The 15,812-nt window shown below is 50.4% G+C and carries 15 protein-coding genes; 13 read left to right on the top strand and 2 right to left on the bottom strand.

Features of this window, described 5'->3' with window-relative positions:
* Window positions 1-134: 134 nt before the first annotated feature.
* Together L1889_RS18970 and L1889_RS00540 are read left to right on the top strand one after the other, a co-directional pair.
* On the top strand, window positions 135-302 hold the full coding sequence (locus tag L1889_RS18970; protein WP_372870932.1) for a helix-turn-helix domain-containing protein: 168 nt from the start codon (window positions 135-137) through the stop codon (window positions 300-302).
* Window positions 303-413: 111 nt separating this feature from the next.
* On the top strand, window positions 414-746 hold the full coding sequence (locus L1889_RS00540; RefSeq protein ID WP_238663417.1) for a hypothetical protein: 333 nt from the start codon (window positions 414-416) through the stop codon (window positions 744-746).
* A gap of 314 nt (window positions 747-1,060) precedes the next feature.
* Here the strand turns inward: L1889_RS00540 and L1889_RS00535 are convergent, their stop codons facing one another.
* Window positions 1,061-1,636, bottom strand: coding sequence for a recombinase family protein (locus L1889_RS00535; protein WP_238663616.1), 576 nt, complete (start codon window positions 1,634-1,636; stop codon window positions 1,061-1,063).
* Window positions 1,637-2,093: 457 nt separating this feature from the next.
* On the opposite strand from L1889_RS00535, the gene L1889_RS00530 reads away from it, so the two are divergent.
* From L1889_RS00530 to L1889_RS00515, 4 genes are all read left to right on the top strand, one after another.
* Complete coding sequence (locus L1889_RS00530) at window positions 2,094-3,455, top strand: EAL domain-containing protein (RefSeq protein ID WP_238663615.1); 1,362 nt, start codon at window positions 2,094-2,096, stop codon at window positions 3,453-3,455.
* Window positions 3,448-4,392 (top strand): helix-turn-helix domain-containing protein, encoded by a 945-nt coding sequence (locus L1889_RS00525; RefSeq protein ID WP_238663416.1) that lies wholly within the window; start codon window positions 3,448-3,450, stop codon window positions 4,390-4,392. Before L1889_RS00530 ends, L1889_RS00525 begins: the two co-directional genes overlap by 8 nt.
* Window positions 4,393-4,687: 295 nt before the next feature.
* Entirely contained in the window at window positions 4,688-7,540 is a 2,853-nt protein-coding gene (locus L1889_RS00520; RefSeq protein ID WP_238663415.1) for a beta strand repeat-containing protein, read from the top strand.
* A 38-nt stretch (window positions 7,541-7,578) separates the two neighbouring features.
* Complete coding sequence (locus tag L1889_RS00515) at window positions 7,579-8,598, top strand: autotransporter outer membrane beta-barrel domain-containing protein (protein ID WP_238663414.1); 1,020 nt, start codon at window positions 7,579-7,581, stop codon at window positions 8,596-8,598.
* Window positions 8,599-9,015: 417 nt separating this feature from the next.
* On the opposite strand, the gene L1889_RS00510 is transcribed toward L1889_RS00515, so the two are convergent.
* Window positions 9,016-9,303, bottom strand: coding sequence for a putative quinol monooxygenase (locus L1889_RS00510; RefSeq protein ID WP_238663413.1), 288 nt, complete (start codon window positions 9,301-9,303; stop codon window positions 9,016-9,018).
* A gap of 300 nt (window positions 9,304-9,603) precedes the next feature.
* On the opposite strand from L1889_RS00510, the gene L1889_RS00505 reads away from it, so the two are divergent.
* The 7 genes from L1889_RS00505 (at window position 9,604) to L1889_RS00480 (ending at window position 15,807) form a co-directional block, all read left to right on the top strand.
* Entirely contained in the window at window positions 9,604-9,963 is a 360-nt protein-coding gene (locus L1889_RS00505; RefSeq protein WP_238663412.1) for a DUF4148 domain-containing protein, read from the top strand.
* A 251-nt stretch (window positions 9,964-10,214) separates the two neighbouring features.
* Complete coding sequence (locus tag L1889_RS00500) at window positions 10,215-10,406, top strand: hypothetical protein (protein ID WP_238663411.1); 192 nt, start codon at window positions 10,215-10,217, stop codon at window positions 10,404-10,406.
* A 538-nt stretch (window positions 10,407-10,944) separates the two neighbouring features.
* The gene (locus L1889_RS00495; RefSeq protein ID WP_238663410.1) at window positions 10,945-12,951 is read left to right on the top strand and encodes a TonB-dependent receptor plug domain-containing protein; all 2,007 of its coding nucleotides are present in this window, start codon (window positions 10,945-10,947) and stop codon (window positions 12,949-12,951) included.
* Between the two features lie 113 nt (window positions 12,952-13,064).
* Window positions 13,065-13,925, top strand: coding sequence for an ABC transporter substrate-binding protein (locus L1889_RS00490; protein WP_238663409.1), 861 nt, complete (start codon window positions 13,065-13,067; stop codon window positions 13,923-13,925).
* The gene (locus L1889_RS18270) at window positions 13,898-14,026 is read left to right on the top strand and encodes a hypothetical protein (protein WP_257793789.1); all 129 of its coding nucleotides are present in this window, start codon (window positions 13,898-13,900) and stop codon (window positions 14,024-14,026) included. Before L1889_RS00490 ends, L1889_RS18270 begins: the two co-directional genes overlap by 28 nt.
* A 136-nt stretch (window positions 14,027-14,162) precedes the next feature.
* Window positions 14,163-15,053: a FecCD family ABC transporter permease gene (locus L1889_RS00485; RefSeq protein WP_238663408.1), complete on the top strand. Its 891-nt coding sequence runs from the start codon at window positions 14,163-14,165 to the stop codon at window positions 15,051-15,053.
* Window positions 15,043-15,807, top strand: coding sequence for an ABC transporter ATP-binding protein (locus L1889_RS00480; RefSeq protein ID WP_238663407.1), 765 nt, complete (start codon window positions 15,043-15,045; stop codon window positions 15,805-15,807). Before L1889_RS00485 ends, L1889_RS00480 begins: the two co-directional genes overlap by 11 nt.
* Window positions 15,808-15,812: the final 5 nt, after the last annotated feature.

The following is a 15,812-nucleotide window of genomic DNA, read 5'->3' as shown; positions in this document are numbered from 1 at the left end:
TTCTCATCTTATTTCCCCTTTATATAAAAATTATTATTCTCAAGTACTCAATAAGAACCACAAAATGTCACGATCAGACCACATGTCACGATTAGTGTGTGTTCCTTTTAGTTTACACTCGGTAAAAGCTTGGGATGCAACCTATCCTAAGAAAACGCTTTGGCACCAAAGTACGCTGCCTCAGAAAGGCCTCAGGGCTCTCACAGGAAGCGTTCGCCGACAAGTGTGGTTTTGCCCGTACTTACATGAGTCGAATTGAGACGGGGGTTCTAATGCCTCTCTTGATGCTATTGAGACTTTAGCAACCGCGTTAGGCGTATCAGTCGGCGAGCTGTTCAAAGACTTATAGCCTAGACTTTGTTGTATTTGGTATTGTTCTGTCGAAAGTTAATCATTCTTAACCATGGACGCTTATGAAACCCGGAGTTTTCCCTCCTACCGTAGACGCCGAGACCATTAGCCCCCTACTTCATGACATCGAGGCATGTGCACAGAAACATGCTGAACGTATGCGTCCGTTGCTCAGCGACATCGCCGATGCAGGAGTACGTTATGGTCAAGCTCTTGCAAGCTACGACCCCGACGGTAGTCGTCAATACTCTGCGGGTGAAATGGAGAGGCTTCAAGCGTCATTGCAAGCAGCACATGCTGCATTGGGTGACTTATGCAGTTTGGCTCGCCGTTGCCGCAACGATCATGATCCACAACAACACGGCGGCAGCGGTATGTTGGGCTACATTAAATAAATCACATAGCTTAAATTTATTGGTTGATAAATGGTGGAAAATTACCAACAGAGCCTCGAAAGCGGCATATAAACTCAACATGCAGCGGACACCCTGTCCGCCAAAACAAAGTCTACTTCAATAGACAAGCATAGAGAAACCCGCAAAGCGTAAAAGCTTTGCGGGTTTTTTTGTGTCTACGCAATATATGTCGAACTATGGGTATATTTCCCCGAGCCTTCATTAAACATGATGAACTGCCTGAAGGTTTCCAGATCAGACTTTGACTTGAGAGCGGATAGCCGGCCTGATCATCACACTATTGGTGCAGCGCCTCACGTTGATGGTAAGGCGTCATTACTGGATTTCGAGAGGAATCTCTGGAGAGTTCTAGGATGGACCGAATATTGTTTTGCTAATATATCGAGAGAAATGTCATTAGCTATAGCGATCTTTATTGCTGCGCGTTGTGTGCAATTCAGAGAGGGTTTACGTCCAACGTGCTTTCCGGCTGCACGGGCGGCAGCCATTCCTGCTTTTGTACGTTCACTGATAAGAGAGCGTTCGAATTCGGCCAATGCAGCCATCATATGAAAAAGTAGTCGTCCCCCTGAGCTTGTTGTATCAATATTCTCCATTAAAGAAACAAAATGGATGTCCTTTTTTCCAAATAGGTCGATCAAATCCACAAGATATCGCAAAGAACGACCTAGGCGATCTAAACGCCATACCACCAGCGTGTCACCTGGTTTTAGTCGTCTGATGAGCTTGTCCAAGCCAGGACGAGAGTGGAGGGCACCGGAGACACCTTGATCAGTATAGATTTTTAGACAGTTGGCTTGATTTAAAGCGGCAACTTGAAGGTCTAGGTTCTGGTCTTCGGTAGATACGCGAGCATATCCATACCGGATATGGTTTTTTGACATCTTTATGTTCTTCCTGTGAAACAAATTACTGGCCATTAAAGCAACAACGTGTCCGTCTCTTTGCCCTGCTGTTGCCCTAGCTGATGACACAACTAAGGGGTGGCGTTTCACTTCAATACAAGAAATCTGCGATGCAACTAGGTCGTAGGCAAAAAACGTGAATATGTAACGTTGGGTGAGTTGTGACGAATACCAACCTTAAGTGAGTCATTGCGTTTCATGTGTTGCTAAATTTGACGAAAGGCACCCCTTGTGTACTTATAAGTTTTCTCACAAAAATTGACATAATTCCTCACTCTTCCGCTAGGATTTTCTATACCGTTCAATATTGACACAAGGGGTGCCTTTTGTCAGTTTCCCCAATGAGTCTAGCGCGATAAGCCTCTTGTCGCCGGCTCATGGTGCTGTCGCTCCAGCACGACACTGAGTCCGAGCGGTGAAGATGAAACCTCCGGCCACTCATCATTCGACTCGCGTCCCTACCCGTGCGGCGGTGTTGCGTCACCTTGCGCTCGTTCACGTCACAAATCTGTCTGAGTTGATCTCAACTTACGCTGGGGATGTACAAAGCGCAGTTAATAGTTACGTCAAGCATCGATTAGCCTTTATTAGCAACCCATTTCCCCACCTGGTTTTCTTGGACGGCCCTTATTTTCTGATAGATCTATCTGCATGCCTTGATGGTGGTTCACCTAACGAAGACGCACTGTGTGAGCACATCAACGCTCTTCTAATGGAACGGCCGATTAAGAGTGGGGACGACAGCGTATTTCTTAACATCGAAACCACGCTGATCGAATGCTCAGACAAACAGCGACAATTGATACAAAGCGGAGACATCTCCAAGCTTACAAATTCTGTACTTGCAACACTGAGGCTCGGGGGACAAGGCAAGAAAGAAAAAACTTTCAGAACGGACATGGCGCTAACTTCATCTCTGTACTCTCAGTTAGCGACAGGTGAGCTCGTTCTGGCTTTTCAGCCGATTCTGTCTGTCGATGATAGGAGCGTAGTGCTTTACTGGGAATCCTTGCTAAGACGGCGTGCCAACAGGACAACCTTAGAGCTTACGACGTGTGCAAACCAAATCACCGCAGCGGAACGGTTGGGTTTGGTAAGTCGGCTTGATCGCAGTCTTCTCTGGACACACGTAGAGCTGTTAAAGAAGCACCCTGAGATAAACCTAGGTTGTAACATCTCAGCGCAGTCGCTGAAATTCGATTGTTGGTGGCGGGTGTTATTTGAGGAGTTGTGTAAACAGCCCGAAGTAGCGAAACGCCTGACAATTGAAATTACAGAAACCAGCTTTATCACGGAAAACGATGAAGCAGTATTGCTATTACAGACGCTTAAGTTACTGGGCTGCAACATCGCAATCGATGGCATGGGGGGCGGCCATAGCACTCTAAACTTTGTGTTACGCATACGGCCCGACTTTATAAAGCTTAATAAGGCATACCTCGCCTTGAACGACACACAGATGTCGCTCCGCTCAGAACGTATCGTTAAGCAGCTTACGCTGCTTTGCGGTCATCTCAGTCCATGCGTCATTGCAGAGGGAATAGAGTCAGAGGACGAGGTAAGAGAAACTGTAGATAACGGGACCCATGGTATTCAAGGTTACTTCCTGGCGTTTCCCTGTATGACTCCTTCCTGGCTGGATGGGTCAGCCATTGTCCATGATGCATTTGCGTCAACTCACGTTAGCCACCATTCATCTCCTTTATTTCCAGGCATAGTCCGCCCTTCCGATACGGCTAAAGGACGGGATAGCCGTAAAGAAAACCCGGGGCCCTATGTATAAGCTCGATATCACCTTGATGGTGCTGAGCCAGCCAGCCAGTCCGGCCTCAATTAAGCTAATGAGACTGTTCTATTATTTCAGCGGGATTGGTCTGAACTGCAGGATATCAACATCTCCTTCCGAGCTTTTTAGCAGTAGGCCCTTTCGGCGAAAGCATGTAGTCATAGTTGACGGCACAGACCCCTCTGTATATGACGTGTATACCATTGCTTCAAGCCTACGAACGGATCATCTCTCATTTGTGGTCCTTCTCCTGAACGATGATGAATACTCGACTGAATCTTCTGGTTCTTTTCTGGATGTAGATCTTTGTCTGTCCATCCGCATTCACCAGTTGCTCATCGCCGAAAAAATAGTGGCGGCGATGTGCGGCGAATACCAACAGTACGAATTGCCTAGTGCTGATATACAGCACGGCCAACCGGCTTTGCTACCTGAACTCCCGTCAAACCCAATTTTAGACATTTCTCAAGAGCGCAAAGTCACGAGCCAAGTATCGCCAGCTCTGAAACAACAAAAACACGAAGCTTGGAGCCTTAAGAATCAAGGTTGGGAACTTGTTGCGCCTACGGGCCGAGTGATAGTGCTGGCACGAGCAGAGCGAAAGTTGATGCACGGTTTTATCACGTCCCCGTGGGGGCTGGTCACATTTCAAGATTTCGACGGATGGCAATCTGAACTTCATAAGCCATATTCTGAAAGCTTGGCCGGTGTTGTCGCCAATCTACGTCGAAAATTTCGAACATCGGGTACATCAGTACCCATTTATTCACGGCGAGGTGTTGGCTATTTCTTCAAAGGGATATGGGCCACAGCACAGCCAAATTTATCAACCGGCATTAACACTAGGCGCCAGCCATCAGATTTTTCAGCATCTAGTGATAGAGCAATGACGAAAACCTACAGTTTTGACATACAGACGAGGAGTGGGGAGTGAGTAAAATGATGAGAAACGGAACGAGACTGCGGCGAACAACGCTAACTGTCGCTTTATTGGGTGTATTCGGATACATTCCGACGAGTGGCGCTACTGATCTGAGCGTGGGTAACGAATATGACTTGGGTCAATCCAAAATGACTCGTAGCACTATCACGGTAGTCGATGGGGAAGCCTTACAGGAGACGGAGCATTAGTCAGTGGCACAGCCTATGATGTTTTGCTTGTTAAGTCGGGTGGCAGTGCAACTTTAAGAAATACCGAGTTATCCAATAACTTGGACCACCCAGAAGGAATGAATGGTCGTACGGCTAGGGCCACGGGAGTCAATGCTAATCTGTTATTAATTGATTCGACCATTGATCTAAGTGCGCATTCGACGGATTCTGGCCAAGATTACAATCATTCGTTTACGGCCGGTATAGGTGCAGACAGCGGTGGGCATGTAGATATTCAAGGCGGCAGTATCACCGCATCAGGTAGCAAACGTAGCGTTGGAATGCAGGCGAACGACGGTGGCTCAATCAGGGCTAGTGATGTTCAAATTACCACACACAATCACTTTGGCCATGCGGTCCAAGTGTATCGAAACCCTTCGGAAGAAGAAGTTACCACTCATATCGAGTTAGATCGTGTGTCAATCGAGACCCTAGGGGAAAACTACTCTTTAGGCGTACAAGTCGCGAATAAAGGCGCAAGCCTTAGCATGACAGATACCGACATCATCACCGCAGGAACTGCTAGCTCTGGCGTTGAGGTATTTAACGGCGCTAGAGCTGAACTTTTTAAAGGGACGATAACAACCAAAGGGGACGCTGCGGCTGGCGTGCGAGTATATGGTGGTAATCTTGGTTCAGGAGCCGCCATTGTAAACGGAACTCAAATACGAACCCGTGGCTCTTATGCTTCAGGAGTTCTGGCTGGCGATGCTGCTGAGCCCACGAGTGGTGTCGTCAACGTCAGTAATGTTGATATCGCAACGTTAGGCGAACGAGCTTCTGGTTTTGAGGTCGCTCATGGAAGCAGCCTTAGCAGCACCGCTTCCAGCGTGCATACTGAAGGGGAGCGCGCGCACGGTGTTTATGTGCATAAGGGTGGATCGGCCACTTTAAATGGTAGCTCCCTTAGCGCTGATGGGCTGCATTCGTACGGCTTGTATGCCTCTGGATCCGATTCCACAATTTCGGCCTCCGATACAAATGTAATCACTCATGGCATACGCGGCTATGGCGTGTTCGCTGATGAGGGCGGGGTGATTAGTTTAGAGGGCGGGGCCATAACGACCGCTAACTCAACAGGGAAAGGGACTCAGAATGGCGATGGATCACGTGCTTATGCCTTATATGCTAGTGGGGATGAGTCAAGAATCACTACGCAAGGCGGGTCAGAAATCGAGACTCTAGGCCAGCGAGCATATGGCGCTTATGCTGATCATGGCGGCCATATAGAACTTAATGACGCGACAATAACAACGCATGGATTCATGGCCTATGGGTTGTATGCGAACTATGAAGGTTCCACTATCGATGCAAACAACGTGTCCATCACTACAACGGGAGAGGTCGGCGATGGGGTTTGGGCTTGGAACGGTGTAGTCAACTTGAATGGTGGTTCCATTACAGTTGGCGGAGAGCCGAACAGCAATTATCCGCATGAAGTTGCTAATGGTCTGGTTGCCGTTGGCGGAACGGAGTCGGAAGCACAGGGAACAATCAATGCTAATGGTGCCCGGATCATTACTATGGGAGCCAACAGCGCGGGCGTTGTAGCTGGTGCTCGGAACGGCTCAGAGCCCGTTAGCGGTTCTATTAATCTGACGGGTTCGTGGGTTGAAGTACAGGGTGAAAAAAGTGTTGCGGCCCGAGTGAATTATGGCGGCACGCTTAACGCTACTGATTCGACGATGCATTCGATTCAGAGTCATGGCATTGTCATGACCGACGATGCCACCGTGCACCTGGTCGGCACAGATGTCGAGTCAGCAAAAGCATCATTGGTTTCTAACTTCAATGCGTCCGGACAAACTCAAAATATCATTATTGGCTCTGGTTCTACCCTTACTACAAATGATGGCACTCTGTTGCAAGTAAATCGCTCCAGCGCCGGGATGGATGGCCTTGTCAATTTAACCCTTCAGGCAGGCTCTAACTCGCGCGGCGATATTATTGATTTGGATGGTCTTAGCCCCGATACCCCCACACGCACCGGAAAAACGAACTTTACCGTTGATAGTGGTGCCAGCTGGGTGGGGCTTGTCCGTGGTATCAACGACGTCAACATGGAGGATGAGGCCTCATTTGTCGATGAGGGCGGAGCTCCCATTGCAGGTAATGTAACGGCAGGTGAGAACTCCACCATTGTGTTTAACAACGGAGCGACGATAGGTGGTGGGGTGTCAACAGGCACTGGTACTCGGGGAGTCTTCAACGGCGTGACGAGGGTTGGTGGTGATATCGTGGGGACAGGCTCTGCACTGAGCTTTAACGGTTTAGCCGACATCGGAGGCAGTGTAAGTGCTCGCTCTAGAACATCGATTGCCTTTAGTGTCATCGAACCAACGGTTATTGGCGGTGACGTGCAGCTGGACCAAGGCTCCAGTCTAAGCGGGGGTTCGCAAACGGCTCCCATCACGATCGGCGGCAACGCCAAAGTCAACAGCGGTTCAACGCTCGGAGGCAACCTGTTTGTCGCGGGTGCGTTGAGTGGTGACGGTGGCGTGTTGAGTCCGGGCAATTCCATTGGCGTCCATAGCTATGCCACTAACGCTGGCTTTAGCGGTGCGTATACGGCTGAGATCAACAGTGCTGGGTTATCCGATCTCATCATTGTTCGCGACGGCGACTTTGATCTATCAGGAATTGATTTAACCATTGCCCAAGAAAATGGTAATGGTGGCTATTTACTTAATCATGCGTATACGATTTTGAGAACTGAAACCGGCGATTTGGTTAGTGAATTCGCCTCTGAAAATTTAGATCCGACCAGCTTCGCCAATGCAAGAATCAAGCTTGACCCTGCTCAGTATGGTCAGAAGGTCGTAAAAGTGAGCCTTTCGGTAGACGAAACCAATATAGAAAAGAGTTCGTGGAGTTCTAACCAGCACGCCGTCTATCAAGGCGTCATATCTGCTGGCGCAGAGAACCCCTAGCTTTCGCCGTTTTGGCATCGTCTGACATGGACGGTGCTTTGAATCAGATATCCGGCGAATTGCATGGTAGTACACAGTCGGCATTACTTAACTCCAGCGATTTAACGATGCGGACTATATCCAATAGAGCCCGTGATGGACTCGCTACAGCCAAGCCGGTTGTTCGCAACTCAGGGCAACTCGGTCTGTCCGATACGGATATTTCCCCATCAATTTCGGATTACCCTTTATGGGCAGAAGTCGTCGGTAGCTGGAGTACGCTGGGTAATCACCGCAATGCGGCCAAAGTTAAAACCCAGTTCGGCGGCTTATTCATTGGAGGCGATACCGGAATTGGTAACGGCTGGCGAGCTGGCGGCGCATTAGGCTTTACCGATGGACGCGTTAAAGTGGACGCTCGTTCTTCCAAGTCTGACGTTACAAGCTATACCGCGGCAGTATACGGTGGTAATAGCTGGTCTACCGAGCGAGGGCACGTCAGCCTCTTAGGTGCTGCGGCTTATACCTATCACGACATCGATACCCGACGGAACGTAAGCGTGGGCGATAATCAGACCTTAAAGGCTGACTACAAGGCCAATACGACACATCTTTTTGCTGAACTAGGTCATTCCTTCCCCTTTGGACAAGTCAGCACAGTGGAGCCTTACCTTGGCGTTGCATGGTTAAGCCAGCGAGCCAAAGGGTTTGCCGAAACAGGTGGAACAGCTGCCTTGCGTGGAAAAAGTGAGCACGATGATGTCATGACCACTACACTTGGCCTGCGTGGCACAACGACGCTCAATCTGGGTGACAAGCAAGCGACATTCAAAGGCGGCCTAGGATGGCGGCATGCAGCTGGTGATATAGATCCCCAACGTCACATGGCTTTCACGCAGGGTAATGGTGCGATGTTTACGGTAGCGGGCGCACCCATCGCTAAAAACGCAGCTGTCATCGACTTCAGTGCAGAGATCAACATCGGAAAAATGTCAGCACTAGGATTGTCCTACGCTGGGCAATTTGGTGACCATAATACCGACAATAGTGCTTCTATGTATTGGAGAGTACGTTTTTAGTAAGCCCTTGGTTTGAAGGAGGTATGCTGGTTGACGGAGGATGGCTAGCAAGCCATCCTCAATTTTTCGTAAAACGATTCTAGTATTACAGTGAGTCGGTACCCGTATAGCGTAAAGCTTTGCGGGGTTTTTATGCACGGGGTATTTTCGGTTTGCGAACGTGAGTGTGGAAAGGGCCTTAACCTATCAGCCGCTCGATTGCATCAAACTCAAACCAAATGTGATTAAGGCAAGCCAGACTGGCACGTAATTTCGGCAGCGTATTGTTTGAGTTGGGGCAGGGCGTGGAGCAGATCCGGCATACTGGGTTGTTTCACAGCGGCGCCCATTACGGTGGTGTCCATCGCGGGTACAGCTATGAGCAGTCAGGCTGTTTGAACACACGTCTTAGCATGGTTAACGTCGCCCTCCCGGTATTTACTCAAACAAATCCATCAGCAGATACGTGCCTTCTTGGCGTTGGTGTTTATCGATCAGTGGAACCAATCTTTTAAAATGCTCAGTCTGGCAGTGCGCATCCAATGCCTGCCGATCCGGCCACTGTTCAATAAAGATGAAATGGCCCGGGTTTTTCTGGTTGATGAATAATTCGTACGAAATGCATTGAGGCTCTTTTCGGGTTTTTTCGACGAGCTCCCGGTATAGCGGGGCGACGTCGTCAATTTTGTTGGCATGGATAAAATCTTGTGCGATGACTTTGAGCATGAGTGATCTTTTTCTAGCAATTAAGAGCTGATAATTTAAATTTTAGTTACATTTAGTTACTAAATGACTGTGCCCATTTGTGTCGTGAAACCGTCTAGTAAGTATGGACACGACAATCTCTTGCTTGATTAAGTATATCCTCCTCTCGACTGCCTTTGGCTGTTTTACTCCAGCTGTCCTGTTTTAATTCCATCCCTTATCTGTTCCCCCAGGTGGGCTGCATTGTCGCAAGCTGAATACATGTTTTACATCTTTGGTGGTTACTTATATTAATCAATTTTTACTAGTTGAATCATTATCATGAAACGCATTTTTTCTGCAACTGTAATTTCCTTGTGTGCCACTGTAGGGGTGGTCAATGCCGCAGCTGATACGGACGTCTCGCGTGCCCAGGTCCTACAGGAACTTCAAGAGGCTAAAGAGGCCGGTACCTGGTCGAACAACGGGCTGGTGCACCTGATGGTAGCAAAAGCCGGCAATTCGAAGAGCCGTGCTGAAGTACGCCAGGAGCTGGCTGATGCACAGGCTGCCGGGCTCGTGTCCCATGGCGAACTCGATTACCCTCTCGAGTATCCTACTCAGTCCAGCAAAAGCCGGGCACAGGTGCTAAACGAGTTGGAAGCCCACCGAGCCTTGGACGAGAAATTCATCCCTTGGTAAGTCGTTTCGGCTGAAAACGCCATCCCTTTGTTTGCAATGACGCCACGCCAGCGCCGCGCTATGGGGTATCAGTAGTTAAAGTGCAAACCCAAGGTGCATGTACATTGTGAGCGGGTGTTATTGAATGCTTAGGGTTCGCCGACCTCATCGCAGCCACTGGCGTATAAAGACACCCTAATGTAGCGCGGCAAGCCAGGCCACTCACGTTGCTTTGAATCAGCTGCCTATTACACAATCTGGGCGAGGCTGCCATGAACGAAATCACCCACCCGCCGGTACGCGAAGCGCTATCGCACCTGGAAACCATGTACTCCGACGAAGAGCTACGCTTGGCCACCGAGCGCCGCGAACTGGTACTGGTCGATGCCGAAGACGCGCTTGACCAGGCGCGGTATGAAGGTGAACAAAAAGGTGAAAAAAAGGCCACCACAAGGGCAAGTTAGAAGGCAAACAAGAATACGGAACCGAGTTACTGCAGCGCTTGCTAACCCATAAATTTTGCCCCTTATCCCAAGACCTCCAGCAACGAATTCAATTGGGGACACCTGAACACCACAATAGTGGCGTGTTAAGAACCCAGCGACCTCAAAAGAAGCCCAACGCATCAGCAGTCAGGACACAATCAGCCAACGAGACTTCTGCGAATAGGCAGACCCGATGGGATTTCCTACATGGGCCATTTCGGGGATGGCAGCGTCTCAAGGTATACATTGGCGCGATTCGATGCGTCCCTCGCTGGCCCTGACATTGTGTGGGTGGAGATAAACTGAAAGCCTAGCCTTTAAAACCGTGTTGTTCAAAGCCACCACACCTTTGTTTCAATTCGTTATCCGTGTAATATCCTAAATCAAGCGCCTCGCTCGGGCTTGCTAACAACTCACGCCCGCCCATAGCCAGAGGGGATATGGGTAAACAAGGCAACATTTTATTATTCGATATATATATAGATATATATATAACAATATGATGACGTTAAACACAATGACAAAAAGAATCCAGAATATTCCCGCTTCCAGACTTCACTCCGCCAAAAGTCTCTTCACCTTAAACCTCGTTGCCGCGGCGATGCTAAGCGCTACCGCAGCACATTCCAGCTCAGTATTTGAACTGGGCGGCGTGGTTGTACGCGGAAACCTGGATACTGCCACCCTAATGGGGGAAACAGCGATTTCCCAGGAGGAAATGCGTCGCTTTAATCTTAAAGACGTAGGGGCAGCTGTTAACCGCCAGCCGGGCGTAACGGTCTCCAGCGGAGGGCAGCGAAACGAACAAACAATCTTCATACGGGGCTTTGACTCACGTCAGGTACCGATCTTTTTAGATGGCATTCCGCAGTACGTACCCTATGACGGTTATGTGGATTTCGACCGCTTTACTACCTTTGATCTGTCAGAGATTCGCGTGGCCAAAGGCGCGGCTTCATTGCTGTATGGTCCCAATACGCTGGGTGGAGCTGTCAACCTGGTCAGCCGCAGACCCACAGAAGAATTCGAGGGTGATGTGCGTATGGGTTATGCCACCGGTAACGAACGCATGGGCGCGCTCAACTTTGGAACCAACCAGGGAAGCTGGTACCTACAAGGAGGGGTTTCCTGGCTAGAGGCAGATAAATATCCCCTGGGCCGCGGATTTAAAGATTCCAAACCCAGACCTACCGACACCGGCAGTTATCGCGAGAATGCACACCGTCTTGATAAACGGGCTTCCTTTAAGCTGGGCTTCACCCCGAACCTGACCGATGAGTATGTGGTGGGCTATGCAAACCAGAAAGGCGAGAAAGGTAATCCCGTTTACACTGGTGATAAAGGCGACAGGGTGCGCTACTGGGACTGGCCTTACTGGGATAAAGAAAGCTTCTACTTTATTAGTAATACGGCGCTAGGTGCTGACCACGATATTAAGTTCCGTCTCTATCATGACGAGTACAAAAATGGTCTGGATATGTACACCGACGAATCCTATACCATTCATGATCCTACCAGTGCCTATACCGATAAAACGCGTGGTGCCTCAGTTGAGTTTGTCAGTCGTGCTTTTAAAAACCACGAACTGCATTTAGCCATGCACTATAAGCATGACCAGCACGAAGATGGAGACGAGCGCTATGCCGATCGCACCGTATCGGTTGCCGCTGAAGATCTTATCCGCTTGGCTGATACATGGCGGATGCGCGTAGGGCTAAGCCACGAACGCCGTAAAAGTCTTGATGCATCGATATGGCCTAAGGGCAAGGGTAGCGCCACTAACGGCTTGGTCGAAGTTATGCACGACATCACTGACAACACTGAAATCTACGCCAGTGCTGCCTATAAGACACGCTTTCCTACAATTAAGGATCGCTACTCCGCGCGTATGGGCAGGTTCTTGCCAAGCCCGGACCTGAAAAGTGAAAATGCCCGTCATTTCGAGCTGGGTGCCCGTAGCGAACCGTGGACAGGTGCACAGCTTGATACGGCAGTGTTCTATAGTCAGGTGCATGACATGATCGACACCGTCACTTTTGCTTCCAGCGAGTGTCCTCAACACCAATTTAACGGCTTCTGTGACCAGGCTCAAAACGTCGGAAAAGTGTATCGCCAGGGCCTTGAGTTCAGCTTGCAGCAGCGTATCAACAGCAGTTGGTCTACCGGTGTTTCGTATACTTATCTGCATAGCAAAAATAAATACCAGCCCGAGCGCCGGGTTCGTGATATCCCCTCGCATAAAGCCTTTGCTTACGTCAACTGGACGGTTAACCATCAGTTTGACGTAATCGGTACGGTCGAAGCTGAAAGTGGCCGTTACTACTCTTTCGTACAGAACAATGCTGAACGGTACGAGCGAACGGCCGGTTTTGCTACCTTCGGGTTGAAAGGGGTCTGGTCACCACGTAGCGATATGTCCTTCGAGGCAGGTGTTCGTAACCTGGGCGACAAGAACTACGAGCATAAAGAAGGCTTTCCCATGCCTGGGCGCGTATGGTTTGCTGAAGCCATCTATCGTTTTTAAAGGCAGAGCATGAATCGCCGGGCTTTATTAAAAGCATTAGGTAGCACCTTTTTGCTAGCGGGAGGGGGGCATTCCCTTCCGGACTGTTTGCTCAAGAGGGGTCTGCACCTTTATTGCCGCTGCTTCATGTGTTTGGCGAACTCCCAGCTCCCGCTGCGGTCAGGCGGGTGTTCGCGGCGGGAGCGCCTGCGGCGATGGCGCTAAATAGCCTGACACCGCAAGAGTTGGTGGGCTGGCCATCAGCCTTGCCCCGGCAGGCGCAGCAGTGGTTAAGCCCATATAGCCGCAGTCTGCCCGTGGTCGGTCGTCTGGCCGGTCGGGGGAGCACTATCTCAAGTGAACAGCTGTTGTTGCTGGCACCCGATGTCATTGTGGATATGGGTGATGTGAATGAGCATTACCTCTCAATGGCCAGGCAGTTTTCTGCGCAAGTGGGCATTCCTTATGTGCTTGTGTCCGGACGCCTGCATGATTCTCCGGAACAGTTGAAAACACTGGGTGCGCTGCTAGGCCGTCGTGAACACGGGCAGTACCTTGCTGACATGGCTCAAGAGATTCTGGACGATATCAAGGCCAGGCGTAAGCAGCATGAAGGAACCTTGCCCTCGGTTTACTTTGCCAGGTCTGCAAACGGTCTGGAAACGGGGGTGGGCGCGTCTATACACAGCGAGGTAATTAATCTGGTCGGGGCCCGAAGCGTTGCCAGTGATTTGCCTGGCGAGCGCCTGGGGCAGGTCTCGATGGAGCAGCTGCTGTTATGGAACCCTGATGTCATCTTTACCCAGGAGGTGGCTTTTTATAGGCAGGTCTATGAACACTCTCAATGGAGGATGTTGCCTGCAGTGCAAAAGAAGCGGGTCTTCCTAGTGCCTAATGTTCCTTTTGGCTGGCTGGATACACCCCCGGCGTTAACCGTCTATTGGGGGCAATGTGGCTGGCGGCCTGGATGTATAACGAAGATCAGTCATTATTGATTTCTAAGTTACAGCGTTTTTTTGTCTTGTATTATGGCCACGAACCCAGCGCCAACGCACTGCGTGATCTGCTTGATACGCCTGATCGCTTTGCTGCGTAAACAGCGATGAACATTCGCGAGGGCGCTTTTTTTCAGGATCTTATCGCTGGTTTACAGCCGGAGTCTGGCTGCTGCTTATGCTCGCTGCGCTGGCGGGTCTGCTGGCGGGCAAGTACCCCTGACGGTTTCACAGGTTTTGCATAGTCTTTATACCGGTGGGCAGCAGGGCACGCCAGTAGACCTGGTGGTCTGGAACCTGCGGCTGCCGCGGGTGATCGCTGCCGTCGTAGTAGGCGCAACTTTGGCAGCAGCGGGTACAGCGTATCAAGGTATGTTCCGTAATCCCCTGGTATCACCTGATATTCTGGGGGTGTCAGCGGGGGCCGGGATGGGTGCGGTATTGGGTATTTTTCTGGCGCTGCCGATGGTGGGTATACAGATATTGGCGTTCGCAGGAGGGATGGTAGCCGTATCGCTGGTTTACGCAGTCTCTACCCGCGCCAGGACCCACGATCCGGTTTTGGTGCTGGTGTTGGCTGGTGTGGCTGTAGGAACCCTGCTGGGAGCCGGTATCTCTTTAATCAAGGTGTTCGCCGATCCCTATAGCCAGTTGCCCTCGATTACGTTCTGGTTGCTGGGTGGCCTCAACGCCGTTAGCGTTAACGAACTCTATTGGGCGCTGCCCTTTATATTCGCTGGTCTGATACCGCTGTTTTTGTTGCGATGGCGAATCAACCTGCTCACGCTCAGCGACAGCGAAGCCCAATCCCTGGGGGTCAACACGGCATACTTGCGCTTGGCCTTAATCGTGTGCGCGACCTTAATGACGGCGGCCTGTGTGTCATTTACCGGAATTATCGGATGGGTCGGACTGTTGATTCCTCATGTGGCCCGGCTACTGGTTGGGCCAGGCTTTGCACGTTTGCTTCCCACCTCATTATTGATGGGAGCCATCTTTTTATTACTCACCGATAATGTGGCACGAAACGCGAGTCATATGGAGTTGCCACTAAGCGTCCTGACGGCGCTGGTGGGAGCGCCGTTCTTTTTGTATCTGCTGTTGCGTGGAAATCGGCATGGCAGATGAAATTATTCTTGTCGAGGATGCCGGTATTGGTTATGGCGCTGCTCTGGTTGCACAGCATATCAATTTCAGGCTTCATGTAGGTGAAGTGCTTTGTCTGCTGGGGCCAAATGGTACGGGCAAGTCCACCTTGTTTAAAAGCTTGCTCGGCTTGATTCCTCTAATAGAGGGCAGAGTCTGCATTCAGCAACGCCCTTTGCCCCAATGGACCAGGCGTGAGTTGGCGCAAACCATTGCCTATGTGCCGCAGGCTGCTCAGGGCATGTTTGCTTTTGAGGCCATCGAAGTCGTGCTCATGGGACGTAACGCCCATATCAGTCGGTTCTCGGCACCATCGCGTGCTGATTACGAGGTTGCCAGCCAATGTCTGGACCAATTGGGTGTGGCTCACTTGGCAGGCCGGATCTATACCCAGCTTAGCGGGGGCGAGCAACAGCTGGTATTACTTGCGCGTGCGCTGGCGCAACAGCCGAAAGCGCTCATTTTAGACGAGCCAACTGCCAGCCTGGATTTTGGCAATCAAATTCGTGTGCTCGAAAAAGTCATCGCCTTAAAAGACCAAGGACTGGGCATTTTCTTCTGTACGCATCAGCCGGAGCACGCCAGGCGTATTTCGGATCGGGTGTTGCTACTTAAAGATGGGCAGCTTGCTTTGTCTGGGGCCACAGCAGAAGTATTGACCTCTGCTGTCCTGGCTGAGTTATATGAGCTGCCCCTGCAGACTGTTCAGCACTATCTTCGTAACGTTATTGATTAGTCCAC

The organism is Paenalcaligenes niemegkensis (genome assembly GCF_022230885.1).
GTDB lineage: Bacteria > Pseudomonadota > Gammaproteobacteria > Burkholderiales > Burkholderiaceae_B > Paenalcaligenes > Paenalcaligenes niemegkensis.
The sequence above is the reverse complement of the archived record's forward strand: the minus strand, read 5'-3'. Positions and strand labels throughout refer to the sequence as shown.

Excerpts from the sequence above, each read along its gene's own strand:
- L1889_RS00480 (WP_238663407.1), top strand. The coding sequence starts at position 15,043 with ATGGCAGATGAAATTATTCTTGTCGAGGATGCCGGTATTGGTTATGGC.
- L1889_RS00505 (WP_238663412.1), top strand. The coding sequence starts at position 9,604 with ATGAAACGCATTTTTTCTGCAACTGTAATTTCCTTGTGTGCCACTGTA.
- L1889_RS00525 (WP_238663416.1), top strand. The coding sequence starts at position 3,448 with ATGTATAAGCTCGATATCACCTTGATGGTGCTGAGCCAGCCAGCCAGT.
- L1889_RS00530 (WP_238663615.1), top strand. The coding sequence starts at position 2,094 with ATGAAACCTCCGGCCACTCATCATTCGACTCGCGTCCCTACCCGTGCG.
- L1889_RS00510 (WP_238663413.1), bottom strand. The coding sequence starts at position 9,303 with ATGCTCAAAGTCATCGCACAAGATTTTATCCATGCCAACAAAATTGAC.
- L1889_RS00540 (WP_238663417.1), top strand. The coding sequence starts at position 414 with ATGAAACCCGGAGTTTTCCCTCCTACCGTAGACGCCGAGACCATTAGC.
- L1889_RS00520 (WP_238663415.1), top strand. The coding sequence starts at position 4,688 with ATGAATGGTCGTACGGCTAGGGCCACGGGAGTCAATGCTAATCTGTTA.
- L1889_RS18970 (WP_372870932.1), top strand. The coding sequence starts at position 135 with ATGCAACCTATCCTAAGAAAACGCTTTGGCACCAAAGTACGCTGCCTC.
- L1889_RS18270 (WP_257793789.1), top strand. The coding sequence starts at position 13,898 with ATGTATAACGAAGATCAGTCATTATTGATTTCTAAGTTACAGCGTTTT.
- L1889_RS00495 (WP_238663410.1), top strand. The coding sequence starts at position 10,945 with ATGACAAAAAGAATCCAGAATATTCCCGCTTCCAGACTTCACTCCGCC.
- L1889_RS00500 (WP_238663411.1), top strand. The coding sequence starts at position 10,215 with ATGAACGAAATCACCCACCCGCCGGTACGCGAAGCGCTATCGCACCTG.